General features: G+C 43.1%; 21 protein-coding genes and 1 tRNA gene. 13 read left to right on the forward strand and 9 right to left on the reverse strand.

Annotation, left to right across the window (positions count from 1 at the left end; translation table 11 throughout):
• The first annotated feature begins 52 nt into the window (after positions 1-52).
• The 7 genes from NQ503_RS02250 to NQ503_RS02280 all read left to right on the forward strand — a co-directional run bounded on the left by NQ503_RS02250 (position 53) and on the right by NQ503_RS02280 (position 11497).
• Positions 53-1228: a methyltransferase gene (locus NQ503_RS02250; RefSeq protein WP_044925828.1), complete on the forward strand. Its 1176-nt coding sequence runs from the start codon at positions 53-55 to the stop codon at positions 1226-1228.
• Positions 1225-3687: a hypothetical protein gene (locus NQ503_RS02255; protein WP_005425940.1), complete on the forward strand. Its 2463-nt coding sequence runs from the start codon at positions 1225-1227 to the stop codon at positions 3685-3687. Before NQ503_RS02250 ends, NQ503_RS02255 begins: the two co-directional genes overlap by 4 nt.
• 21 nt (positions 3688-3708) lie before the next feature.
• The gene (gene galT, locus NQ503_RS02260; protein ID WP_005425942.1) at positions 3709-5199 is read left to right on the forward strand and encodes a UDP-glucose--hexose-1-phosphate uridylyltransferase; all 1491 of its coding nucleotides are present in this window, start codon (positions 3709-3711) and stop codon (positions 5197-5199) included.
• Between the two features lie 191 nt (positions 5200-5390).
• Positions 5391-7418, forward strand: a complete 2028-nt coding sequence (locus NQ503_RS02265; protein WP_005425944.1) for a beta-propeller domain-containing protein — start codon at positions 5391-5393, stop codon at positions 7416-7418.
• A gap of 106 nt (positions 7419-7524) precedes the next feature.
• Positions 7525-8916 (forward strand): asparagine--tRNA ligase, encoded by a 1392-nt coding sequence (asnS, locus tag NQ503_RS02270; RefSeq protein WP_005425949.1) that lies wholly within the window; start codon positions 7525-7527, stop codon positions 8914-8916.
• A 17-nt stretch (positions 8917-8933) separates the two neighbouring features.
• Entirely contained in the window at positions 8934-10013 is a 1080-nt protein-coding gene (locus tag NQ503_RS02275; protein ID WP_005425956.1) for a metallophosphoesterase family protein, read from the forward strand.
• Positions 10010-11497, forward strand: a complete 1488-nt coding sequence (locus NQ503_RS02280; protein ID WP_259893142.1) for an ATP-binding protein — start codon at positions 10010-10012, stop codon at positions 11495-11497. The genes NQ503_RS02275 and NQ503_RS02280 overlap by 4 nt, the downstream gene beginning before the upstream one ends.
• A gap of 73 nt (positions 11498-11570) precedes the next feature.
• Here the strand turns inward: NQ503_RS02280 and NQ503_RS02285 are convergent, their stop codons facing one another.
• The 4 genes from NQ503_RS02285 to murC all read right to left on the reverse strand — a co-directional run bounded on the left by NQ503_RS02285 (position 11571) and on the right by murC (position 16588).
• A complete protein-coding gene (locus tag NQ503_RS02285; protein WP_005422582.1) occupies positions 11571-12755 on the reverse strand; it encodes a ribose-phosphate pyrophosphokinase in 1185 nt (394 codons plus the stop codon).
• Between the two features lie 3 nt (positions 12756-12758).
• Positions 12759-13748, reverse strand: a complete 990-nt coding sequence (locus NQ503_RS02290) for an ATP-binding protein (protein ID WP_044924937.1) — start codon at positions 13746-13748, stop codon at positions 12759-12761.
• Between the two features lie 46 nt (positions 13749-13794).
• Entirely contained in the window at positions 13795-14847 is a 1053-nt protein-coding gene (locus NQ503_RS02295) for a DnaD domain protein (RefSeq protein ID WP_005422586.1), read from the reverse strand.
• A gap of 361 nt (positions 14848-15208) precedes the next feature.
• On the reverse strand, positions 15209-16588 hold the full coding sequence (murC, locus tag NQ503_RS02300) for a UDP-N-acetylmuramate--L-alanine ligase (RefSeq protein ID WP_005422590.1): 1380 nt from the start codon (positions 16586-16588) through the stop codon (positions 15209-15211).
• Positions 16589-16872: 284 nt separating this feature from the next.
• Between murC and NQ503_RS02305 the strand changes: the two genes are divergently transcribed.
• The 4 genes from NQ503_RS02305 to NQ503_RS02320 all read left to right on the forward strand — a co-directional run bounded on the left by NQ503_RS02305 (position 16873) and on the right by NQ503_RS02320 (position 21244).
• Positions 16873-18150: a glucose-1-phosphate adenylyltransferase gene (locus NQ503_RS02305; protein WP_259893147.1), complete on the forward strand. Its 1278-nt coding sequence runs from the start codon at positions 16873-16875 to the stop codon at positions 18148-18150.
• Complete coding sequence (gene glgD / locus NQ503_RS02310; RefSeq protein ID WP_005422599.1) at positions 18147-19268, forward strand: glucose-1-phosphate adenylyltransferase subunit GlgD; 1122 nt, start codon at positions 18147-18149, stop codon at positions 19266-19268. The genes NQ503_RS02305 and glgD overlap by 4 nt, the downstream gene beginning before the upstream one ends.
• Before the next feature lie 69 nt (positions 19269-19337).
• Positions 19338-19631 carry a septation regulator SpoVG gene (gene spoVG / locus NQ503_RS02315; RefSeq protein WP_022388557.1) on the forward strand — a complete coding sequence of 98 codons (294 nt, stop codon included), beginning with the start codon at positions 19338-19340 and terminating at the stop codon, positions 19629-19631.
• A 290-nt stretch (positions 19632-19921) separates the two neighbouring features.
• A complete protein-coding gene (locus NQ503_RS02320; RefSeq protein ID WP_005422605.1) occupies positions 19922-21244 on the forward strand; it encodes a PcsB-like coiled-coil domain-containing protein in 1323 nt (440 codons plus the stop codon).
• Positions 21245-21316: 72 nt separating this feature from the next.
• On the opposite strand, the gene pduB is transcribed toward NQ503_RS02320, so the two are convergent.
• The 4 genes from pduB to NQ503_RS02340 form a co-directional block, all read right to left on the reverse strand.
• Positions 21317-22033: a microcompartment protein PduB gene (pduB, locus tag NQ503_RS02325; RefSeq protein ID WP_005422606.1), complete on the reverse strand. Its 717-nt coding sequence runs from the start codon at positions 22031-22033 to the stop codon at positions 21317-21319.
• A 261-nt stretch (positions 22034-22294) separates the two neighbouring features.
• Positions 22295-22368: transfer RNA gene (locus NQ503_RS02330), tRNA-Pro, on the reverse strand.
• A gap of 200 nt (positions 22369-22568) precedes the next feature.
• A complete protein-coding gene (locus NQ503_RS02335; protein ID WP_242650122.1) occupies positions 22569-22724 on the reverse strand; it encodes a hypothetical protein in 156 nt (51 codons plus the stop codon).
• 177 nt (positions 22725-22901) lie between these two features.
• Complete coding sequence (locus tag NQ503_RS02340; protein ID WP_044924953.1) at positions 22902-23138, reverse strand: helix-turn-helix domain-containing protein; 237 nt, start codon at positions 23136-23138, stop codon at positions 22902-22904.
• Positions 23139-23304: 166 nt separating this feature from the next.
• Between NQ503_RS02340 and NQ503_RS02345 the strand changes: the two genes are divergently transcribed.
• Complete coding sequence (locus tag NQ503_RS02345; RefSeq protein ID WP_022388566.1) at positions 23305-23796, forward strand: hypothetical protein; 492 nt, start codon at positions 23305-23307, stop codon at positions 23794-23796.
• A 57-nt stretch (positions 23797-23853) separates the two neighbouring features.
• Entirely contained in the window at positions 23854-24852 is a 999-nt protein-coding gene (locus NQ503_RS02350; protein ID WP_044924942.1) for a DUF6128 domain-containing protein, read from the forward strand.
• Here NQ503_RS02350 and NQ503_RS02355 read toward each other — a convergent pair.
• Complete coding sequence (locus tag NQ503_RS02355) at positions 24808-25506, reverse strand: anaerobic ribonucleoside-triphosphate reductase activating protein (protein WP_044924944.1); 699 nt, start codon at positions 25504-25506, stop codon at positions 24808-24810. The genes NQ503_RS02350 and NQ503_RS02355 overlap by 45 nt on opposite strands.
• Positions 25507-25555 lie beyond the last annotated feature (49 nt).

The following is a 25555-nucleotide window of genomic DNA, read 5'->3' on the forward strand; positions in this document are numbered from 1 at the left end:
GAATCCGATGGTGTACACAGGGGCATTACAGAGGGATTATGAAAGATTAAATATGATGACATTACAGGAATTTTTGGAAAAACAATTTGATGAAAACCTGATGCTTGCAGTCTTAAGCGGCCAGCGGAGCAAGGAAAAAGAGGCTCCTTCCAAGGTGCGGATCCGCCAGATAGAACTGAAAGGCAGCGTCTGTTATCAGGCATCCTCCACGGTGGGAAGCAAGGTACTTCACTCCAATTACAGCAGAGAAGAAGTAATCGCATATGTGGAACAGAGTCTTCAGGAGGGTGGCTTTTCCCAGCTGCAGGTGCAGGGAAGATGCAAAGATGGCAGTGTTCTTGTCAGCAAAAAGGGTAAAATAACTGTCAAAGTGAAAGAGCATCAGGCGAAAGAGCCTGTTCAGATTCTGGCACACAATCGTGTGAAACAGTATATATTGAAGGAAGGAACTCCGGTTCCATTCTTGATGGATCTGAGAGTTATGAATAAAGAAGGAAAGATCCATCGTCCGGCTTATGACAAGTTCAAACAGATCAACCGTTTCCTGGAGTTTATTGAGGATATTCTTCCGGCATTGTCCAGGGAGCGGGAGGTCACGATCCTGGATTTTGGATGTGGCAAATCATACCTGACATTTGCCATGTATTATTATCTGAAGGAACTCAAAGGATATGACGTTAATATCATTGGGTTGGACCTGAAGGAAGATGTGATCCGGAAATGCAATGGACTGGCAGAAAAATACGGATATGAGAAACTGCATTTTCTGTGTGGTGATATTGCGGAATATGAAGGTGTGCAGAAAGTAGATATGGTGGTAACGCTCCATGCATGTGACAAAGCAACCGATTATGCACTTGCCAAAGCGGTTGAGTGGGATGCGCAGGTGATTCTGTCTGTTCCATGCTGTCAGCATGAACTGAATGACCAGATTCAGAATAAAATGCTTTCTCCGGTGCTGAAATATGGACTTCTGAAAGAAAGAATGTCTGCACTTCTTACAGACGGAATCCGTGCAGAACTTCTGGAATCGAAGGGATACAGTACACAGATTCTGGAATTTATTGATGTGGAACATACACCGAAGAATCTCCTGATCCGGGCAGTAAAGACAGGCAGACCCCGTTCGGGTGAAGCTCTGAAAGAGATGACGGATGCCATTCATGGACATCTGACTCTGGAAAAACTTCTCTATCCGGATGGATTTGGTGCGAAGGAGGGAGTATGAGAACCATAACAAGATTTTTGAGAAGGTTTTTAATACTTCTGATCGTGTTTGTAATAGGAGTAGCGGGAACTGCTTTTCTCATGAACAATGAGACAACGGATGATCGTTCCGATATGAATAATCCGACGTTGCCGGAAGTAATGGTAGATTTTAACGGTACGCTGGCAAACAGAATGTATGGATATCGCCAGCCGATGGAAGCTGATTTTGTCCGCGACAGTGTAACACCGCTGGATACAACGAAAAAACTTACGATCGCTGTTAATCCTTATGAGGAAAAAATCAAAAGTCTGTCCTATGAAGTGCGTACTTCGGATGGAACCAAGATCGTTGAGAATCGTAAGGTCAAGAGTCTTGACAGCTCAGGATCTGACGGATATCTGCGCGCACAGATCGAGATCAGTTCCGGTCTTTTGATGAATCAGGAGTATTCTCTTCAGATCTCGCTGGATACCAGTGACGGAGAAGCGTATTATTACACAAGAGTAGTTTCCAGGTCTTCGACGAATACGGAGGATTATTTGAAGTTTGCTTCCAGTTTTGCACAGATGTGCATGGATAAAAACTCTGCAGACGGGCTTGCGTCCTATCTGGAATCTACAGAATCTTCTTCGACAAATTTTACGGCTGTGACGATACAGTCACCACTTTCTACGATCAGTTGGGGAAATTTAAGTCCGCAGATATCCAAGAAAGGCATTCCGGTCATTAAAGAGATCAATGAGACGACGGCGAGTATTTCGCTGGAATATGAGATAAAGGCAGCCAACGAAAACGGTGGTGCAGAGTATTACAATGTAACGGATTTTTACCGGCTTCGCTATACGGATACCAGAATTATGCTGTTGGATTTTCAGCGAAGCGCAGATCAGGTATTTGATCCTCTGCAGACAGTGATCACAGATGATGGGCTGCTTCTTGGAGTCCGGGACAAAAATGTCACGATGCTTTCCAATGAAGATGGCAGTGTGACTGCTTTTACGCAGGAAGGTGCCTTGTGGACTTATGCACCGGATACCGGCAAATTTGTAGATATCTTTGATTTCCGCAGAAAATCAAACGGAGATTTTCGTGATTCCAGAATGGAACATGATATCAAGCTGCTGGGCATTAATGACAGTGGGGATCTGGATTTCATGGTTTATGGTTATATGAACCGCGGAACATATGAAGGATATTGTGGTGTTGGAATCTATCATTATGACCATGATCAGAATGTTGTAGAGGAACGCGTGTTTATTCCAACGTCAGAATCATTTGAATTCCTGAAATCAGACCTTGGAACGCTGAGCTATGTGAATAAAGATAATCAGCTGTTTCTTTTGCTTGCAGGCAGGCTTTATCAGATCAATATTGATGAAAGCAGTTATGATGTGCTTGCAGATAATATTGATGGAAATCAGTTTGCGGTTTCGGCTACCAATGCACATGCAGCATGGCGGATCAGTGACGGGGATCAGGCTGGTCAGGTAGAATTCATCGATTTTGATACGCTGGAAACAAGAAATGCTACACCGGATGCAGGACAGAGCCTTCGTGTGCTGGGATTTATGAATGAAGATGTGATCTATGGAATCGTTTTGGACGGTGACAGTCTTACAGATGAAAACGGACATACTACAGATGGAATTACTTTAATTAGAATTGAAGGTTTTGACGGAACTGTCAAAAAGGAGTATCATCAGGATGGATATTATATTACAGATGTGACGGTCGGAAGTACCCTTATGCAGTTTAATCTTTCTGAAAAAACTGGAAGCTCTTATACTGTGAAAAATAAGGACAACATCATGAATAATCAGGCAGCGGCAGCAAAGGTTGTTTCTGCTGAACAGAGCAGTACAACCCGCCAGGGCGTGATCGTCAAGCTGGCATTTGACAACAAACCGGAAACAGACGAACCGTTGATTCTTACTGCAAAGATGAAAAATACAGGGGAAAAAACAGTTCAACTGGATGTTGACAAGAGTCAGATCAGTAATATTTATTATGTATATGCAAAGGGCGGACTGGATAGTACGTGGACAGATCCGGCACAGGCAATTCTCCATGCAGACAGTCTGACAGGTGTGGTTCTGAACCGGGCACAGCAATATGTATGGGAACGTGGAAATATGAAAACACAGCTGACGCTGAATACAGAGGATGTTCCGGAGATCATTCGAAGTGGTTCCTGGGACAAAGACGTTCTGCAGCAGGGACTGGGAGATTCAGGAACGGTGATCGACCTTACCGGATGCAGTTTGGAAAATGTACTCTATGAAATCAGTGCACAGCGTGCGGTTATAGCCAAGACCGGTGCAGATTCCAGTGTAGTGATCGTTGGATACGATCAGTACAATACCTGGCTTCTTGATCCGGCAACAGGCGAAGTAAGTCCTTACGGAATGAACGACAGTACAGCGTTATTCCAGGCAGCAGGAAATGTCTTTATTTCCTATCTTGATAACCAAAAATAAATTTAACAGGGGGACAGGCTTATGTTAAGCAAAAGCATCACGAAACTTGTACAGTATGGAATGGAAACAGGGCTGGTACCGGAGTGTGAAAAAAATTACACCATCAATCTTCTTCTGGATGTATTTCATGAAGACGAATATGTAGAACCGGAAGAGAGCTTTTCTGATGTAGATCTGGAAGAAACTTTAAATGAACTTCTGGATGAAGCCGTAAAGAGAGGTCTGATCGAAGATAGTGTTGTGTATCGTGATCTTTTTGATACAAGACTGATGAATTGTCTGATGCCGCGTCCGGCGCAGATTCAGAAAGAATTCTGGGATAAGTATCAGAACAGTCCGCAGGAAGCTACCGATTACTTCTATAAATTAAGCCAGGACAGCAACTATATTCGCCGCTATCGTGTAAAGAAAGATCAGAAATGGAAAGTAGACAGCCCGTATGGCGAAATTGATATTACCATTAATCTTTCCAAACCGGAAAAAGATCCAAAAGCGATCGCAGCAGCAAAAAATGCGAAAGCAAGCAGCTATCCAAAATGTCTCCTTTGTCCGGAGAATGAAGGATATGCAGGTCGTGTCAATCATCCGGCAAGACAGAATCACAGAATCATTCCGATCACGATCAACGATACACCATGGGGCTTCCAGTATTCTCCATATGTATATTACAATGAGCATTGCATCGTGTTCAACAGCAAGCATACTCCGATGAAGATTGATAGAAACACCTTTATCAAACTGTTTGATTTCGTAAAACTGTTTCCTCATTATTTCCTGGGATCCAATGCAGATCTTCCGATCGTTGGTGGTTCTATCTTAAGTCATGATCATTTCCAGGGCGGACATTATACATTTGCAATGGCAAAAGCTCCGATTGAGAAGCATGTGACGATTCCGGGATTTGAAGATGTGGAAGCCGGCATTGTCAAATGGCCGCTTTCCGTACTTCGTATCCGCCACAAAGATTCTGCGCGTCTGGTCGATCTGGCAACTCATGTACTGGAAGTATGGAGAGGATATACCGATGAAGCTGCATTTGTTTTTGCAGAGACAGACGGAGAACCGCACAACACGATCACACCGATCGCACGTAAAGCAGGCGATATGTTTGAACTGGATCTGACTCTGAGAAACAACATCACAACAGAGGAAAATCCGCTTGGTGTATATCATCCGCATGCAGAGTATCATCACATTAAGAAAGAAAATATCGGTCTGATCGAAGTTATGGGGCTGGCAGTTCTTCCGGCAAGACTGAAAGAAGAACTGGAACTTCTGGAAGAATACATTCTGGATGGAAAAGATATCGCATCCAACGAAAAGATTGAGAAACATGCCGCATGGGCAGCTGAATTTCTTCCGAAATACAAGGATATCAACAAAGAGAATGTTCATGAAATCCTTCAGAAAGAAGTTGGTATTGTATTTACACATGTTCTGGAAGATGCCGGTGTTTACAAATGCACACCGGAAGGCAGAGAAGCATTTATGAGATTCATCGAATCATTATAAAAAAACACATAATATACAAAAGACAGGGACTTAAGGCGCAGAGCTTTGAGTCCCTGTCTGCATATAAAAAGCACAGACGGGACAGTAGCATATTACAGTCCGGAAACAGAACTGTGTTAAAATGACATTATAAGGTATGTTTGGAGAATGTGAAAACAGTGCGAAGGAAATTCCGGCAAAGGAGGCATGGAATGAAGCAAAAATATGTACTTACAGCAGTGGCGGTTGTGGCTGTCGGAGCGGTGGCATTGGGTACGGTCCCGATGTGGGAAGGGACGAATTCTGTGAAACAGGAGGAGACCAGAACGAGTATTATTGAGGATCCGGTAAATACAGAAACAGAAGGAACCGGTACGCCAACGCCTCTTCCGACGACGGCCCCGGTTACTGGAATTTCTCATACGGACAGTTATGAAGATCTTTATGCCCGGGTAAAAGAATGGCAGAATAATTCTTCATACAGTAATGTTCAGCCCCGCATCATGACTGTTGAAGAGTCAGCAGATGCGGCAGGGACAGACTCGGCTGCTTCAAATTCCAGTATGGCGGCAACTATGCCGGAAGAACCGATTGACCAGGAATATGGCTTTGATCCATCATCAGAAGGTAAAGATTATTCTACGACCACCACACAGGAAGAACTGATTGATGAGGCAGATATCGTAAAAACAGATGGCAGCTGTATTTATGCCATGGACAGTAAAGGAACATTGCGTATTGCAGATGCAGCGTCCATGAAATTACTCTGTGAGATTAATGGAGAGAACAGCTCCGATTATAAGGAAATGTATGTGGATGGTAATTGCCTGCAGCTGATCTGTCAGCAGGAAGATTATATAACCTATAAAGGCAGTATAGATCTTCCGTCAGCAAATGCAGGTGGAGAAAAGAATACAGATGGAGTCCGAACCAGTTATAGTATGCCGGTAACTACTGTGACAGTAGAAACCTATGATATCTCAGACAGGGAAAAACCCAAAAAGACAGGCGTTTATCATCAGGATGGAAGTTATCTTTCCTCTCGAAGAACTGATGGAAGAATGTATCTTTTTACATCATATACTCCGGAAGTCGGAGACAGCGCAGATCAGTTACAGTACTATGTGCCAAGGTGCGGAGAAGAGTATATTGCCTATGACCATATTTACCTTCCGACACCGGAAAAAGATTTTTCTTATAATGGCAGGATATATCTGGTAGCAGGGGCTGTCGCACAGGAGAATCCGGATCAGGCAACAGATGTTATGGCCGTTGTCAGCAGCGCAAATATTTTTTATGTCAGTGAAAATAATATCTATTCAGCAACAGAAATCTGGAATGACCGGGAAACTCGTACGGAAATTGTACGAATCGGCTACAGAGACGGGAAATTTACCGACGGGGCAGCAGGTTCTGTAGTGGGGGAACTTCACAACAATTTTTCCATGAACGAGGCAGATGACTGTCTTCGCATTGTAACCACTGTTGAAGGCTGGGATAAAGATTATAGTAATTTTTCCAGAAGTAATGGATTATATGTGCTGAATGAGAAACTCAAAACAATTGGAAAGATTGAAGACCTGGCAGAGGGAGAGCAGATAAAGGCTGCACGGTTTATGGGAGATACAGGATATTTTGTCACATATCGAAATACGGATCCTCTTTTTGCAGCAGATCTTTCTGATCCGAAGAACCCCAGGATTATGAGCGAACTGAATATTACCGGATTTTCTGAGTATCTGCATTTCTACGGAGAAAATCAATTGCTGGGAATCGGCTGGGAAACAGATCCGGATACAGGCAATGTGACGGGGATGAAATGTTCTATGTTTGATATTTCCGATCCATCAGATGTCAGAGAAACAGACCGTTTTATATTAAAGGATGTTTCATTTTGTGACGCGCTTTATAATTACCATGCGATTCTTGCAGCTCCGAAGAAAAGTCTGTTCGGGTTTGCTTATGGAAACTATGGAGATAACACTGATGTATATGACAGCAGTGAGAATTATTATTATGCACTGCTTTCCTATCATGATCAAAATGGATTTGAGCCGCAGATGTATCTGAATATCAATGACAGTGAACTTTTTGCAGGCTCCATGAGTTATCAGGATTATTGCAGAGTACGCGGCGTGTATATCGGAGATATGTTTTATCTGGTAACAGAGAAGGGAATTGTTTCTTATAATATACAGAAGGATTATGAACAGACCGGAACCCTTAAATGGGAAGCTTAAACGCAATAAAACCATGTTTCTCCTGTATTTACTCCTTGCAGTAATCCAACGAATAGTCTATACTAGAAAGCAATTGGATGAGAATGAAGACAGAGAGGTATAGATTATGAAGCTCACAACTGTAAAAGAAATTTATAAAAACAGAGAAGAATACCTGAATAGGGAAGTAACTGTAGGAGGATGGGTACGAAGCGTACGTGGTTCCAAGGCATTTGGTTTTATCGTACTTCATGATGGTACTTTTTTTGAGACACTGCAGGTTGTATATCACGACAATATGCCGAATTTTGCCGAGATCAGCAAGCTGAATGTAGGCGCTGCTATTATCGTCAGGGGAACTCTGGTTCCGACACCGGAAGCAAAACAGCCGTTTGAAATTCAGGCTGATGAAGTACAGGTAGAAGGCGCATCTGCACCGGATTATCCGCTTCAGAAGAAACGTCATACTCTGGAATACCTGAGAACCATGACACATTTGAGACCGAGAACAAACACTTTCCAGGCGGTATTTCGTGTACGTTCCCTTTGTGCATACGCGATCCACAAATTCTTCCAGGAAAGAGGTTTCGTATATGTACACACACCGCTGATCACAGGAAGTGACTGCGAGGGTGCGGGAGAGATGTTCCAGGTTACTACACTGGATATGAAGAATCCTCCGCTGAATGAAGACGGTACTGTAGATTACAGTCAGGATTTCTTCGGCAAAGAGACTAATCTTACAGTAAGTGGTCAGCTGAACGGTGAGACTTATGCACAGGCATTCCGTAATATTTATACATTCGGACCGACTTTCCGTGCAGAGAACTCCAATACAACACGTCATGCTGCTGAGTTCTGGATGATCGAGCCGGAATGTGCATTTGCCGATCTGAATGACAATATGGATCTTGCAGAGGACATGCTGAAATACGTGATCCGTTATGTGCTGGAGAATGCTCCGGAGGAGATGAACTTCTTCAATTCCTTTATCGACAAAGGACTTCTGGATCGCCTGAACCATGTAGTGGATTCTGAGTTTGGTCATGTGACTTATACAGAAGCAATTGAACTTCTGGAGAAAAACAATGACAAATTCGATTACAAAGTATTCTGGGGATGCGACCTTCAGACAGAGCATGAGCGTTATCTGACAGAAGAAATCTTCAAGAAACCTGTATTTGTGACAGATTATCCGAAGGAGATCAAGGCATTCTACATGAAACAGAACGAGGATGGCAAGACAGTTGCTGCCATGGACTGTCTGGTACCTGGAATCGGTGAAATCATTGGTGGAAGCCAGAGAGAGGATGATTACGATAAGCTGAAAGCACGTATGGATGAGCTGGGACTGAAAGCAGAAGACTATCAGTTCTATATGGATCTCCGTAAATATGGTTCCACACGTCATTCAGGATTTGGACTGGGATTTGAACGCTGCGTAATGTATCTGACAGGTATGGGCAATATCCGTGACGTAATTCCATTCCCAAGAACAGTTAACAACTGCGATTTATAATAAGGAGTAGTTTTTGCATGATTAGATTTATTCATCTTTCAGATGTACATCTGGGGGCAGTCCCTGACCGGGGCTGTCCGTGGAGTCATGAGAGGGAAGAAGAAATCTGGGAAACATTCCGCCGGGTCATTGTGGGTATCCGCAAGAATCCGGTGGATTTGTTGTTTATAGCCGGTGACCTTTTTCATCGTCAGCCTCTTCTCAGGGAACTGAGAGAAGTTGACGATTTGTTTGCGTCTATACCGGATACCAGAGTTTTTCTGATGGCAGGAGATCATGACTACATAAAAGAAGATTCGTTTTACAGAAATTTTGTCTGGTCACGGAATGTAACCTTTTTTGACAGGGAACAGCAGTCCTGTGTGGAGATCGCGGACAAACAGATTTTTGTATATGGGCTGAGTTATGAGCATCCGGAGATCCGTACACCATTATATGATGAATGGAAACCTCAAAATAAGCCTGGCTTTCATGTGCTGCTCGCACATGGTGGTGAAGTCGGATATTGTCCGATGGATTTTACAAGACTGGCAGCAGCAGGATTTGATTATATAGCGCTTGGGCATTCTCATAAACCACATACAGTATGTCGCGATAAGATTGTCTATGCAGGTGCACTGGAACCACAGAATCGAAATGACGTCGGAAAGCATGGATATATAGAAGGGGAATTTGACGGGGAAACCGTTAAGCTGAAATTACGCCCCTTTGCACTTCGTTCTTATCAGAACCTGGTTCTTGCGGTAGATCAGAATACCACACAGTATGCATTGGAAGATATGCTTCGGAAGGAAGTTATGAAGCGGGGCGGAAGAAATATATATCGTCTGATCATTAAGGGAAAACTTTCTCCGGATAATGTCCTCCTGCCGGAACGCCTTCACGGACTGGGAAATATTGTGGAGATCATGGATGAATCAAGACCTGCGTATCAGCTGGAAAGCCTGTATCGCCAGTACAGGGGGACACTGATCGGGGACTATATCAAAACTTTTTTAAAGAGAGATCTGACAGTAGTGGAGAAAAAAGCACTCTACTATGGACTTCAGGCACTTTTGACTACAAAAGTCCTGACCAGTGACAGGAAAAGAATATGAAGATCAAGCAAATTGAAATTAAAGATTTTGGAAGTATTTACAGGCAGACGATTGCTTTTTCTCCGGACATGAATGTACTGTACACGGAGAAAGAACGAACAAGAAGAGAAATCCAGGCTTTTATAGAGAGTATGCTGTTTGGAAGGACGGATGTTCCTTATGCAGGGGTACTCTGGTTTGAGAGTGGCGGGCGCAACTACCGGCTGACACGAGATCTTCACAGAGAAGAACCTTACAGTGAACTTCTCTGTGAAGAGAGTGGAGAGCTTCTTGATGCGGACCATATCAGTGAGGAAAAAATGGCACTGGGTATCAGTGAAGCTGTATATGAGAATGCAATCTGTATTTCTCCATTGAAAGGTAATACCGGGGCAGAAATCGTACGTGAAGTGCAGAAGCAGATGACCGGCTTTCAGACAACGGGAGACTGCTCTGTGGATCTGGGTAAAACCTCCCAGAGGATCAAGATGACAAGAAAAGGTTACCAGGTGCAGGTGGAACGCCGCAAAAGGGCAGACCAGCTGGCAAAAGAAAAAATTTCCGCACAGATTAAAAGTATACGCAGAGAGATCCGTGATACTGAGGATCAGAAGAATCAGCTTGGAGAACAGGAAGATGCTCTTCGTATGAATGAAGAAAGTAACGGATATCATCTTCTTGACGAACGAATCGGGGCACTGGAAACAAGAAATCAGGCACAGATCGCGGGAATGTGTGTGACTGCATTTCTGGCGCTGGCAGGGGCGTTGCTTCTGGCGCTGGAGGCAGGAAGTACGATTCCGGCGGTACTGGTAGGAATTTCCGGTATTTTGGCGTTTATTGCAGAACTGAATTTTGAAATGCGTACAGTACGTGAACTGGAAAAACGTAAAAGAATGAAGTCCAGATGGATTACAAGACAGAATAAGCTGGAAGGCGGCCGCAGCAGTCTGGATGAAGAATTACGTGAAAAAAATATGGAACTTTCCAATCTGACAGAAGAACTTCGTGAAATGGAAGAGTATGCGTATCTGCCTCTGATGGAAGAAGTCGAGATTGATGCGCTGAATCTGGCAATGGATACGATCGATAAACTGTCGGAACAGATGTATTGTCAGACAGGAAACAGACTGGTGAGGACGATGTCGGAGACTCTCAGCGGAATTACCGGTGGTATCTGTCATGAACTGATGGTTGACGATGAATTTCATATCAGCGTTGATACAGGGAAAGAAGTACTGCCGATTGAAAATCTGCGTCTGATCATGGTTGAACAGATCTATCTTGCGATGAGACTGGCCGCAGGAGAACTCCTGTGTGGCGCAGAAAAGCTTCCGGTCATCTTTGATGAAATGTTCTGTGCTTTCGATCCGGAAAGGCTGAAAGCAGCTGTTTTATGGCTTACAGAGTCTTCCGGTCGTCAAGTGATCATAAGTACAAGCAAAAAACAGGAATTGGATGTGTTGCAGAAAACAGGAATTTCTGTCAATGAGATTTCTTTATGATTGGGAAGAGAATAAAAAACACCCTGCATTTCCGCAGGGTGTTTTGCATTGTGCTGTGAAGAAGTGACAGGATTTATTTGTCATACTGAGCCATGTAATTATTGACGCATTTTTTGATTCTGTCTGCAGGGTTGAGCAGATGGCTGACAGACATATCATGATTCAGTGTATCAATGATCAGAGCGATATATTTACTCAGATCGCAGCTGATATAGTAGTCTCTTGCGAGAAGCTCCGGATCCTGATAAACAAGGTTTGTAGTAAGCAGTTTATCAAAGGTTCCTTTTGCGTATGCGGCGTCGAATTTTTCCATTCCCTCTGTGAAGAGTCCGAAAGTTGTGCAGATAAAGATCTTACCGGCACCACGTTTTTTCAGAAGAGATGCAATCTCCAGAATGCTGCTTCCTGAGGAAATCATATCATCGATCAGGATAACATCTTTGCCTTCAAGTTTTGGGCCGAGGAATTCATAGGCTGCGATTGGGTGACGGCCTTTAACTACTTTGGTGTAGTCGAGACGTCTGTAGTACATACCCATATCTACACCGAGAACGTTTGCAAGGTAGATCGCTCTGCGCATGCTTCCTTCGTCCGGGCTGATGATCATGAAGTGATCATTGTCAATATGAAGACCTTCTACATTATTGAGGAGAGCCTTGATGAACTGATAGGACGGCTGGATAGTTTCAAAACCATGCAGTGGAGTTGCGTTCTGTACACGTGAATCATGAGCATCGAATGTAATGATATTTTCTACGCCCATTTTTGTCAGTTCCTGGAGTGCGGACGCACAGTCAAGGGATTCACGTCCGATACGTTTGCTCTGGCGGCTCTCATAGAGATATGGCATGATGACATTGACTCTGCGGGCTTTGCCGCCGACTGCAGCAATGGCACGTTTCAGATCCTGAAAATGATCATCAGGTGACATCATGTTGGTGTATCCGCTGATCGTGTAGTTGATACTGTGGTTGCAGACATCAACCATAACATAAATATCGTCACCACGTACGGATTCACTGATCTCGCCTTTTCCTTCACCGGAACCGAAACGAGGGGTTTTGACATTGATGATATAGGAATCACGCTGATATCCTTCAAAAGCGCAGGTGCCTAATTCAGGGTTCTCACGCTCTTTTCTCCATTTTACAAGCCATTCATTTACTTTTTCGCCAAGGGGGCGGCAGCTATCGAGGGGAATAAGCCCCAGCCTTCCTACAGGAAGTGTTGTCAGTTCCTTGTTGTTTAACTGTGCCATCGTTTATTTTCCTCCTAAAAATATTTTCTGTATTCGGATGTCTTTGCCGATAAGCTTCAGCATCTGGTAATTACTTGCTATCCGGGAAAAAGTTCTCTCGGAATAGGTGGCTGAAAAATCTTCAAGTTTCAGATTTGTAGATATGATCGTGGATTTACGACGGGAAATACGTTCGTTAATACACAAAAATAACTGCGAGGAGACAAAACTGTTGGTAAGCTCTGTCCCAAGATCATCTATGATCAGAAGATCACAGTCAAGGATAAAATCATCACCCGGGTCTGTTTCGGATTTTCTGGAAAAAGCTGTCTGAGCCAGACGGTCAAACAGATCAAATGCAGAAAAATACAGAACACAGTGTGCGGTTTTGAGAAGCTCGCTGGCAATACAGTGAGAGAGAAAGGTCTTGCCTACTCCGGTGCTACCGTACAGAAATAGGTTCTGTGCGCGCTTGTCAAAATCATCTACAAAGTTCCGGGCAGTATTATAAGCCCGTTTTGCTGTTTCGCGGGCTGTTAATCCGGTTGCTTCGTTCTTCATTGTATCAGAATACCAGTCAAAAGAAAAGTGTTCAAAGTTCTCTTTTTTGAGAATCTCTTTAAGATTTGACTGTGTGTACAGTAATTCGACCTCGGATTTTTTGAAACAGGAACATTTTTGTCCGTCAACATAGCCAGTATCCTGACAGAGTGGACAGAAATAATGAGGTTCCAGATAATCATCAGAAAATCCGTTGCTGCGAAGAAGTGTACGGCGTTCCTGAGCCAGAGCGGCCACGTCTTTTTTGAGATCTTCTACAGTATCGGATTCACCCTGCAGAAGAGAACGGGCTTTTCTGGCACTCAAGGCTGCAACCTCCTGATCAATCTCCAGCAGGCGTGGAACACGGATAAATGCTTCTTTGCGGCGTTCTTCCAGATCATGCTGCACCTGGGACTGACGCCGGCTGTATTCTCTCATAATAATATCATACTGAAAATTCTGTAAAGCCACGGTACTCTCCTTTACTGGGTTACTGTTCACTTCGTTCACGGTAACTTTACTGGTTCAATAGATGCTTCTCATATTCGTCGAAGTTGTATTCTCGCTGCTGGAAGTTATTGAAACGGTTATTGGAAGGCTGTGCAGGTTTGGAGGATGCTGCTTTCCGGTCCTGACGGCGTTTCTTGTGTTCGGTATCCAGAGTATGGATGTCATCGATCGTATGTACATCTTTCTTTTTCCAGCCTTCCAGAATCTTGTCTGTATACTGGAAGCTGGCCTGACCTGTCTGAAGGACAGTACGGTTGCAGGCTTCCTGGATGACCTCCATGGAAAAGCCATAGGTTCGAAGCCAGGTGTCCATCAGTGTGATCTCTGTCTCTACGGGATTGCGGTTGGTGATTCCGAGAGCCTTGAGAATAGAAAAATAGTCTTTATTATATCGGGAGCCGGACTGCTTGGCTTCTTCCACAGAGGTAATTCCCTCCTCAGCCCAGGCAAGAGCCACCTTCTCGATGTAGCGGATGCTCTTGTGATTGTGGCCCACGCAATATTCAATCAGATATTCGATCAGGTCAGCAGACATGCCAAGGCCATCATAGAAGAAAAGCATCTTTTGAATTTCTGTAGGTGAAAGTGTTTTGCCAAGATATTGTTCGGCTACATAAAGAAGCTGGATGATATCTTCGTTTTGTTTCAGTTCATTTACACGGTCCGGAGTAAGTGCTTCTGTACGGACAACAGGCTGGTCCTTCGGCTGTTCGGAAGTAACGGAAATCTCATCCTGCACGGCATCCGTCGGACTGGAAGGAGCTACAGGAGTGAGAAGAGAAATTCCGCAAAGCTTATTATTGTCTGTGAAATCAAGAGTAAGAAGCTGCTGTTTGGCCCAGTATTTCAGTGCACGGAGAATATCTCTCTCGGTGCAGAGAAGACGGTCTGCCATCTGCTCCAGACTGAAAGAAACCGGAGCACTGGAAAGTGCACGCAAAAGGTAGATATATACTTTTACAAACTCTCCATTAGCTTCCGGCATATAATTATCAATAAATGTGTTCGATAAGATCGTAACCTCCGGGAGGGAGGCATTATGTAATGTGATCATTGCCATGAAATATCGCTCACTTTCCGATGCTGTTCATTTCATCAGGATATTACCTGTGAACAGTTATGACTTTTCCGCAATAATGCGGCTGTTTTGGAACACTTGGATTATAGCACAACATTTTTCAAATGAGAATAGGCGATTTTTCTACAGAGGATTTCCACAAATGAATGTGGATAATGTGGATAATGTGGAAAGTACATGGAGGATAAAATTATGTGCAACCGCGAAAAATGGCGAAATTTCGTATATTATCGCAAAAAATATGAAAAATCGACAAAATATTATGTGAACCAGTTTTGCATAAAAAATCCACATGCCATACGCATATAAAAATGTGTATAAACATGTGGATAATGTGGATAACTTATTTGCCAAGGAGCTGTTCACCAATATTTACAACGTCTCCGGCGCCCATAGTTATCAACAGGTCGCCCTGTGTACAATTTTCTAATAAAAAGTTTTCAATCTCGTCGAAGGTCGGGAAGTATTCACATGGAGTACCGAGTTCGACGATTTTTTCCTGCAGATTTCTGGAAGAAATGCCAAGATTATCCGTTTCACGTGCAGCATAGATATCAGCCAGTACGACGTGATCTGCAAGGGTAAGAGCTTTGGCAAATTCCGGAAGAAGGGCTTTGGTACGTGTATAAGTATGAGGCTGGAATACACACCAGATCTTCTTATGTGGATAATTTTTGGCTGCGTGAAGGGTGGCTTCAATCTCTGTCGGATGATGCGCATAATCATCAATGATCGTTACATCGCCAATTTTGCCTTTATACTGGAATCTGCGGTCTGTACCGCCGAAATCTTTCAGACCATCAAAGATCACTTCTGTAGACAGGTCAAGAAGCTGTCCTGCAGCGATAGATGCCAGAGCATTGGATACATTGTGAATGCCAGGCACTTTCAGAGAACATGTGCCCAGGTCTTCTCCGTTGTGAAGAACATGGAAGGTTGCATGGCCAAGTTCGTCATAAGTAATGTCTGTGGCTGTGTATTCAGCATCGTGTTCCAGACCGTAGGTGATCACTTTACATGGAAGATTTTCTGTGATCATTTCGTATTTTGGTGTATCTGCATTAATGATGAGTGCACCTTCTGCCGGGAGAAGTTCTGCAAATGTGCGGAAGGAATGACGGATATCATCAATATCTTTGAAGAAATCAAGATGATCCGCATCAATATTCAGAATGATCCCGATGGTTGGGAAAAAGCTCAGGAAGCTGTTGGTATATTCGCATGCTTCTGTCAGGAAGGTTTCAGACTGTCCAACACGGATATTACCGCCGATTGCAGGCAGGATACCGCCTACACTGATGGTCGGGTCACATTCACCTTTGAGAAGAATGTGAGAAAGCATGGATGTGGTCGTGGTTTTGCCATGTGTTCCGGCAACTGCGATGGAAGTATCATAGTTGCGCATGATCTGACCAAGAAGCTGCGCTCTGGTCAGCATCGGAATGCCTTTTTCTTTTGCACATGCAAATTCCGGGTTATCCGGGTGAATAGCTGCTGTATAGACAACCACCTGAACAGAATCGGAAATATTGGAGGCGCGTTGACCATAGTAAATTTTCGCACCTTTGCTTTCCAGAAGACTGGTCAGAGGGCTTTTTTTGGAATCAGAACCGGAAATTGTAAAACCTTCTTCAAGAAGAATTTCAGCCAGTCCACTCATACTGATGCCGCCGATACCAATGAAATGGATGGAGAGCGGTTTATGAAAGTCTATCTGATACATAATAAAAATCTCCTTATCTTTAATGCTTTTTATTATACCTCTGTCAGATAAAAATGAAAAGTGTTACTTTTTATGAGAACAATGTGCAAATATACCAATATAATAGAAGAATAATTGTGCAAAACATACATAAAAAGTACTGTATTGTTTTTCTGAAGTAAAAAAAACGTGTGCAAAAAATATAAAAAACAGAAGAAAAAATCAAAAAAATTGTAAATTATGTTCACGGATGCAAAAAAGTATGATATAATGGAAAATCATAACATACAAGAGGTGATTGCGAGATGATGAAAAAAGAAATGATCGCCATGCTTCTGGCGGGTGGTCAGGGCAGCAGACTGGGAGTACTGACACAAAAGGTTGCGAAACCTGCAGTCGCTTTTGGCGGTAAATACCGCATTATTGATTTTCCATTAAGTAACTGTATTAATTCTGGTATCGACACAGTTGGTGTACTGACACAGTATCAGCCGCTGCGTCTGAATACGCATATCGGAATTGGTATTCCGTGGGATCTGGATCGAAATGAGGGCGGAGTTACGGTACTTCCTCCATATGAGAAGAGTACAAACAGTGAATGGTATACAGGAACCGCTAATGCGATCTTTCAGAATCTGGATTACATGCAGCAGTACAATCCGGATTATGTATTGATTTTGTCAGGTGACCATATTTATAAAATGGATTATGAAGTGATGCTGAATTATCATAAGGCAAACAAGGCAGATGTCACGATTGCCTGTATGCCGGTTCCGATGGAGGAAGCCAGCCGTTTCGGCATCATGGTAACTGATGGATCAGGGCGTGTGACAGAATTTGAAGAGAAACCGGAGAAACCAAGCAGTAATCTTGCTTCCATGGGAATTTACATATTTAGCTGGCCGGTACTCAAAGAGGCACTGATCGCGCTGAAAGATCAGAGCAACTGTGATTTTGGAAAACATATTCTTCCTTATTGTAAAGAGAACGGACAGAGACTGTTCGCATATGAATACAATGGCTACTGGAAAGATGTGGGAACACTTGGATCTTACTGGGAGGCCAATATGGAGTTGATCGATATCATACCGGAGTTCAACCTTTATGAAGAATTCTGGAAGATCTACACCAAGGGTGATATCATTCCACCGCAGTATATTGCAGAAGATGCCGTGACAGACCAGTGCATTATAGGCGAAGGTGCGGAAATCTATGGCGAAGTTCATCATTCAGTGATCGGACCAAATGTAGTGATCGGTAAGGGCACTGTGGTACGCGATTCGATCATTATGAGAAATACAGTGATCGGAGAAGATTCCGTTCTGGATAAAGCAATCGTGGCAGAGAATGTTACGGTTGGCAATCATGTAACACTTGTATGTGGCGAAGAAGCAGAAAATGTGTTGAAGCCGGCTGTATATGCATTCGGACTTGCGACTGTGGGAGAACAGAGCGTAATTCCGGATAACGTTAAAATAGGAAGAAATACTGCAATATCCGGAGTGACAGCGACAGAAGATTATCCGGGAGGAATCCTGGAAAGTGGACAGATCATTAAAGCAAAGGATGGTGAGCAGGCATGAGAGCAATTGGAATTATTCTGGCCGGCGGAAATAACAACCGCATGAGAGAACTGTCGGACAAGAGGGCGATTGCAGCGATGCCTGTTGCAGGAAGTTATCGAAGCATCGATTTTGCCCTGAGCAACATGGCAAATTCCCATGTTCAGAAAGTTGCAGTTCTGACGCAGTACAATGCAAGATCGTTAAATGAACATTTGAGTTCCTCAAAATGGTGGGATTTTGGAAGAAAGCAGGGAGGTCTGTTTGTATTCACTCCTACGATTACCAAGAATAACAGCTTATGGTATCAGGGAACAGCAGATGCCATTTATCAGAATATTGATTTTTTGAAAAAGAGTCATGAACCTTATGCAATCATTGCATCCGGTGACTGTGTGTATAAGATGGACTATAATAAAGTCCTTGAATATCATATTGCGAAACGGGCAGATATTACAGTTGTCTGCACAACATGCCGGGACCAGAATGAGGTAGAGCGCTTTGGCGTGCTTCGTATGAATGACGATGGCAGAATTGTGGAGTTCGAAGAGAAACCGATCGTTTCTTCTTATAATACAATATCAACAGGTATTTACGTTGTAAGAAGAAGGCTGCTGATCGAACTGATCGAGCGGGCTGCACAGGAAGGCAGACATGATTTTGTAAATGACATCCTGATCCGTTACAAAAACCTGAAACGAATTTATGGTTATAAGACAGAGGATTACTGGAGTAATATTTCTGATGCAGAAGCTTATTATCGTACCAATATGGCATTTCTGCAGCCGGAGATCCGTAATTATTTCTTCAGACAGGAACCGGGAATCAAAACAAAGATCGACGATCTTCCGCCGGCCAAGTATAATCCTGGGGCAGAGGTGAAGAACAGTCTTGTTGCGAGTGGCTGCATTATCAATGGTACAGTAGAGAATTCAGTACTGTTCAAGAGTGTATATGTCGGCAATAATTGTGTGATAAGGAATTCAGTGATCCTTAATGATGTGTATATCGGAGATAACACTGTCATAGAGAATTGTATTGTTGAGAGCCGGGATACGATTCGGGCGAATTCCAGCTATAAAGGCGAAGACGGAAAAGTCAGGATCGTTGTTGAAAAAAATGAACGCTATGGATTATAATTGCTGAAGACAGCAGCTTGTAATCTGTAAAATAAAGAAATGCGTATGAAAATGAAAGGGGCAGGCACGATGAATATTACAGACGTACGTGTGAGAAAAGTTGCGAAGGAAGGAAAGATGAAGGCGGTCGTTTCGATTACGATTGATGAAGAATTTGTAGTTCATGATATCAAAGTAATTGAAGGCGAGAAGGGACTGTTTATTGCAATGCCGAGCCGCAAAGCTACAGATGGTGAATACAGAGACATTGCGCATCCGATCAATTCCCGTACCAGAGATAGGATCCAGACACTGATTCTTGAAAAGTATCAGGAAATGCTGGATGCAGAACCGGAAGAGGAACTGGAAGAAGCAGTTGAATAAATACAGTGGCTGCAGACAGATCAGCCGATTTTTGAATCTCTAAATAAGAAATAATAAGATCCGGGGACATGGGATAAATCCTGTGTTCCTGGATCTTTTATGTTTCTGGAAAAATATGTAAAAAATGAAATGATTCTGTAATAATTTAGAATTTTGGAGGCAAAATCTACTGGATTTCAGGGTATAAAAATGTGAAATGTTACATGAATGTTACAAAAATGAAATGAAAGTATTGATTATTTGTGAGAATGTGTTATACTTAACCTACAAAATATTTAAGAGGTGTTTTTATGAAGAGTAAGAAAGTTCTTTCACTGCTGCTGGCATGTGCAGTGACCGTATCTATGGGAACAACCGTATTTGCTTCCACAGAAGATCAGATTGCAGCTGCACAGGCACAGAAGCAGGAAGCACAGGCAGGACTTGCGCAGGCCCAGGCGAATATCAGCGGGCTGGAAAGCAAGAAACAGGAACTGGAGTCCTACCTTGCAGAACTGAATTCCCAATATAATGAACTTACAGACAGTATTTCACAGCTCAGCATTGAGGCTGCCGAGAAAGAAGAGGAGCTTAAGAATGTAAAGGCTCAGCTTGAAGTGGCAAAGCAGAATGCACAGGACCAGTACGAGGCAATGAAGATTCGTATCCAGTACATGTACGAGCATGGTGGAAGTACTATGCTTGAAATGCTTTTGTCATCTGACAATCTTTCTGATTTTATGAATCAGGCAAACAATGTGGCTACAATTTCTACATATGACAGAAACATGCTGAAGAAATATGAGGAGACACAGGAAGCAATCAAGACTCAGGAAACTCAGGTCGAAGAAGAGTCTGCTTCTATTGGAAATCTTCTTACAGAGAAAAGCTCTAAGCAGCAGGAAGTACAGAATCTGGTGGCATCGACCAGTGACAATATCAATTCCTATGTAAACCAGATCAGTGCAAGTCAGGAAGAAGCAGATGCTCTTATGACTCAGGTGAACAGTGCAGACAGTAGTATTTCACAGCTGATGGAAGAGGCTGAACAGGAAAAAGCTGCTGAAGCTGCAGCGGCAGAAGCAGCAGCCGCACAGGAAACAGCAGAAGCTGCACAGGATGAAAATACAGATGAAGAAACAGATGAAGAAACAGATGTAGTGGATGAATCTGGATATACTTCAGAAGCACAGGATACTTCTTCCGGCAGTGAAGATACCACATATACAGAGGATACATCTTCAACGGACAGCAGTGATTACTCCGAAGATACATCTTCAGACAGTGCAACAGCTGAAGAGACGAGCAGTAGTTCTTCTGATACAAGTTCTTCAGAGACCAGCTCTTCCAGTCAGGGAACTTACCTTGGTAATTTTAAACTGACAGGATACTGTAACTGCGCACAGTGCTGCGGAACAGCTGGAAATGCAACCGCAAGTGGTACAACACCAGTGGCAGGACGTACTGTTGCAATGGCAGGGGTACCGTTTGGAACCAAACTTCTGATCAATGGAAATGTTTATACAGTAGAAGATCTCGGAACTCCTTATGGCCATGTTGACATTTACTGTAGCAGTCACAGTGAGGCACTGAGTTTTGGATTACAGTATGCGGATGTATACCAGTTAAATTAAATATAAGAATAATAAAAAGAGCTGTCTGGTTTGACCAGACAGCTTTTTTGACTGAAAATATATTGTTGAGTATCACAGATATGGAGTTCCTGGGATTTCCGGATAGCTGCCCATGCCGATCAGAAGTTCCAGTCCAACCTGACGGGCTTCCAGTACCGCTGCTTTAACAGCACTGGCATCGCCGGAGATACCGAGAATCACTTCGTTAGAGTGACTGGTTCCGATACTTGGCGTCATATAACAGGTGATATTTACGGCAGATGCTTTCATAGCGGTATCGGCCATTACAAGACCAATTGCAGCAGGAGATCCTGCCATGAAGCCGAAGGCCTCGCCTGGTACGGCATGAAATGCTTTCTGCAGTGCAGCTCCCGCGCTTGCGGAATAAGTGAATTCCAGATGACCGGATTCGCTGATATAAAGCTCTCCTGCATTTTTCTTTGTAAGTTCGAGGCCAAGCTCGATTGCATGACGTACATCTGAAACATCGTTGCCGCCGATTACAATATAGTTTCCATGACCACCCCAACCTTTGGTGTCTCGTGGAAACTCAATGGAAAGAACTTCGGTGTTGGTTGCTTTTACGGCATCATCGATTGCTGTGATCTGTCCGGCAGCACCGGTTCGGGAACTGAAAAGTCCAAGGGCGTGGTATTTCATTCCGACATTCATTTCTTTTAATAATGTATCATCAATACCGGAAATCACCAGTCCGATCGTATCCAGGACGGTTGTTCCGACAAATTCTGTTCTTGTACAGTGCGTACTGATACTTTTTACATCGATCATAAGAAGACTCCTGTTCCGCCTGTTTGATGCAGACGTTTTTTCTTTATGCTTGTTAAATAAATATCTTATTTATAAATATAATCTATTTTATGCTTACTTGCAAGAGAAAGAATGCGCTAGGAACTGCTGAATAAGCTGACTGGGATTCGTGACTAAATTTGTGACCGTTGATTTCACGCCCATTTTCCGGAATCTCTTTTTAAACGCAAAAAAACACCGAAACTCTTGATTTCCAAGAATTTCGGCGCCCCTGCCAAGTAGTCGAAGTGACAGGATTTGAACCTGCGGCCTCTGCGTCCCGAACGCAGCGCTCTACCAAACTGAGCCACACTTCGTTATTTGTTTTTGTTTCGTCGTTCAACGCAAGACATATTATATTATAGAGATATGGAAATGTCAACAGGCTTTTTCAAAAAAGTTACAAAAAGTTTTTTTGTTGATTTAAATTATTATATAGTATATTTTGTTTACAGGATTCAAACAAATTAAACAGAAAAAACCTGGCTGACTTTTCCAGTATAAAGAATTGTGTGGATCACACTGCGTTCTGTATATGCATAACAGTCTCAAAATCTCCAATACACATTGGACGATAATAAAGGAATCCCTGAATCTCATTACATCCTTCATTTTTAAGGAAATCAGCGATTACTTCTGTTTCCACACCTTCGCACACAATTGATTTGTGCATGCGCTTCAACATATGGAACATTTTCTGTGAAAGATAGAGATTCAGAAACAGAAGCATTGCCATGAGCCCAAGTGTGAATTCACAGAGATAAAGAGTATTTTTGCTTAAAATAAAAAAACCGTAGCGCAATTTGTACTACAGGCAACGAAAATATAACAACAAATGACAGATGAAATTTTATTTTAAATCTTTGAAAAAGTCTCCTACTTCACAGTCCAGAATCTTGGCCAGAGCAACCAGTTCGCTGACTTTGATATTCATACGATTGGTTTCAATCTTGGCATAACTGCTCTTGGAGATCGGAATACCCATCAGATTCATTTTTGCAATGACCTGATCCTGTTTGAGTTTACATTGGTAGCGCCTTTTCTGAATATTGCTGCCAATACTCATATCCATTCTGATCTTCTGTATCATATTTTCTCCATATCCTAATATTTCGCAATAAAGAAAGTTCTATGTATTGATGATAGAGAAGATTTTAGGTATAATGTTTCGTGATAAGGAAACATTTGCAATCAGATATCGCAGTAGACAAAAAATATGATCAGGAAATACTGGAAGGATGAATGAGGAAAATATGGATAAAGATTGGATAAAAGCAGTGACACTCCTTTGCATTATTGCACAGAACAATGCGGACTCTATGAAGCGGTCCGTTCGATATGCAGAGATCATGAAAAAGGAATACGGACTGGATGCCGAAAAATTTCAGCGGATTTATGACAGCTGGTTTTGCAGTGGTGAGATTCAGGAAAAATACCGGATTAAGGATTCGGTTACAGGAAGAGAACAGAAACTTCCTCTGTATCACAAAGGAGTAGATGGTATGTGCAGGATGCTCGAAGAAGGTATCATAGATGAAAAGGAATTCTTTGAGATATTCTGGGAAACACCTTATGAAACCTTGAAAGAAAATGAAAAGTATACAGGATTCTATCCTTCACTACCGGGTTGCATTGCATCGGCTGAAGGAAAAAATCAGCTGAAAGAAGAGATGCGTACTGCTTTGAAGAAATGGATTCGGTCAGCATTCTATATGTGGAGGGAAAACAATATCCTGGAAGAGTGATCTTCCGGGATTTTTTGCATATATATAAGTGATATGAAAAAAACGGGAGGAAGCTGCTTGGCTGAGTACCGACGTTTTGTGGCTTATGTATATGAATACCAGAAAGAGAAGAAGGGAAGCAACTGTGGATTTGTAAAAATAGAAGTACGGGGTGAGATCTGCAGAATCGAACTGCATCTGCAGTGTCCGGGACTGATGCCGGAGTCCACATGCAGTGTTTATGGATTTGTACGGAACAGGGGGCTGTTGGACGGAATTCTTCTTGGAGGCTGTGTAACGGGAGAAGGTAAGGTGGAGTGCATTCTGGAAATATCTGCAGGGAATATGGGAGACAGTGGAAAATCTCTGGATGAAATGGGGGGAATGATTTTTGTAACAGAGCAGGGTGGATTTTTTGGAACCGAATGGGATGATCAGATGATCCGGCCGGGAAACTTCCGAGTGGTGGAGAAAAAGATGATACCGGAAACGCAGCCAGATCTGTCGGAGACAGAGAGAAGCTCTGAAGAAGAAATTGCAGAATCAAAGACAGAGGCACCTGAGCAAGATAGGGATGACCGGACGGAGCAGGCAGAAAATGTACAGAAGGAAGAAACAACACAGCAGGAACTGCACTCGCAGTCTGTGCAGGAATCAGATGCTTCAGATCTAGTTTCTGAGGAAATGCTTCATGAACATGATAAACCACACCCATCGTGCCCTCTTCCGGGGACTCCCTGCGATGCTTTTTCTGACGGGGAGCTGAGTGACTGCCGTAAGATCTCACCACAGGATCTGTGTCATCTTGGACGAAGGGCCTGTATGCTTCGAAATAATCGCTTCGTACAGTATGGCTCTTATAATTTCGGACATCTTCTTTTGTGCAGAAATAAATGTGGCCAGATGGTTCTTGGCATCCCTGGGGCGTATGATCAACAGGAGCGCTTCATGGCAAATATGTTTGGCTTTCCATATTTCAAAGAAAGCAGACATATTCAGATTCCGGGAAGGAAAGGTGGATATTGGTATCGTTTAATCGATACCTCGGATTTCGACAAGTGGGATGGTCGTCAGTAAAATTTCGCGGAAGTGTTCAAGTTCTTCAAGGGAATAACTACTGAAGCCAGGCTGCAGGACTTCATCGGAGTCTCTGTAAGCCTGGAGATAGTAGGCTTTGGCTCCTTTCAGCCATTGGCCGATCTGAATGAAATCATTTTCATTATGTAGTTCCTTTACAACTGTGGTCCGAAATTCGTAATCGAGTTTTCCGTGGAGCAGAAAAGAAACAGTTTCCTGAATGGCGGTCAGATCCGGATGCATCATGCCTGTGAGAGAAGGATAATTATCAGGACAGGCCTTGATATCCACGGCTGCCTTTTGAATCAGTCCTCTTTCGGCCAGATGCTTCAAGACGTCAGGCCGAGTTCCGTTGGTATCCAGTTTGACAGGATACCCGAGGGCATGTATTTTGCAGATAAAATCTTCCAAATCAGAAGCAAGGGTAGGTTCTCCGCCGGAAATACAGACACCGTCCAGAATTCCGCGGCGTTTTTTCAGGAAAGAGAGTACTTCTTCTTCCGGGATCACTGGTTCATCTGCCGGATGCAGTACAAGAGAACTGTTCTGACAGAACGGACAGCGGAAGTTGCAGCTTCCCAGAAAGATCGTAGCGGCTATCCTTCCTGGATAATCCAGTAAAGTTGTTTTGTTTAATCCATGAATTGCTGGCATAATTATCATTCCTGTCTTTAGAAAGTTGAGTAATCCGACAGTTTGCAGT

The organism is Blautia obeum ATCC 29174 (genome assembly GCF_025147765.1).
Lineage (GTDB): Bacteria > Bacillota > Clostridia > Lachnospirales > Lachnospiraceae > Blautia_A > Blautia_A obeum.

Coding starts and splice junctions, on each gene's coding strand:
- NQ503_RS02250 (WP_044925828.1), top strand. CDS start 53: ATGATGACATTACAGGAATTTTTGGAAAAACAATTTGATGAAAACCTG.
- NQ503_RS02255 (WP_005425940.1), top strand. CDS start 1,225: ATGAGAACCATAACAAGATTTTTGAGAAGGTTTTTAATACTTCTGATC.
- galT (WP_005425942.1), top strand. CDS start 3,709: ATGTTAAGCAAAAGCATCACGAAACTTGTACAGTATGGAATGGAAACA.
- NQ503_RS02265 (WP_005425944.1), top strand. CDS start 5,391: ATGAAGCAAAAATATGTACTTACAGCAGTGGCGGTTGTGGCTGTCGGA.
- asnS (WP_005425949.1), top strand. CDS start 7,525: ATGAAGCTCACAACTGTAAAAGAAATTTATAAAAACAGAGAAGAATAC.
- NQ503_RS02275 (WP_005425956.1), top strand. CDS start 8,934: ATGATTAGATTTATTCATCTTTCAGATGTACATCTGGGGGCAGTCCCT.
- NQ503_RS02280 (WP_259893142.1), top strand. CDS start 10,010: ATGAAGATCAAGCAAATTGAAATTAAAGATTTTGGAAGTATTTACAGG.
- NQ503_RS02285 (WP_005422582.1), bottom strand. CDS start 12,755: ATGGCACAGTTAAACAACAAGGAACTGACAACACTTCCTGTAGGAAGG.
- NQ503_RS02295 (WP_005422586.1), bottom strand. CDS start 14,847: ATGGCAATGATCACATTACATAATGCCTCCCTCCCGGAGGTTACGATC.
- murC (WP_005422590.1), bottom strand. CDS start 16,588: ATGTATCAGATAGACTTTCATAAACCGCTCTCCATCCATTTCATTGGT.
- NQ503_RS02305 (WP_259893147.1), top strand. CDS start 16,873: ATGATGAAAAAAGAAATGATCGCCATGCTTCTGGCGGGTGGTCAGGGC.
- glgD (WP_005422599.1), top strand. CDS start 18,147: ATGAGAGCAATTGGAATTATTCTGGCCGGCGGAAATAACAACCGCATG.
- spoVG (WP_022388557.1), top strand. CDS start 19,338: ATGAATATTACAGACGTACGTGTGAGAAAAGTTGCGAAGGAAGGAAAG.
- NQ503_RS02320 (WP_005422605.1), top strand. CDS start 19,922: ATGAAGAGTAAGAAAGTTCTTTCACTGCTGCTGGCATGTGCAGTGACC.
- pduB (WP_005422606.1), bottom strand. CDS start 22,033: ATGATCGATGTAAAAAGTATCAGTACGCACTGTACAAGAACAGAATTT.
- NQ503_RS02335 (WP_242650122.1), bottom strand. CDS start 22,724: ATGCACAAATCAATTGTGTGCGAAGGTGTGGAAACAGAAGTAATCGCT.
- NQ503_RS02345 (WP_022388566.1), top strand. CDS start 23,305: ATGGATAAAGATTGGATAAAAGCAGTGACACTCCTTTGCATTATTGCA.
- NQ503_RS02355 (WP_044924944.1), bottom strand. CDS start 25,506: ATGCCAGCAATTCATGGATTAAACAAAACAACTTTACTGGATTATCCA.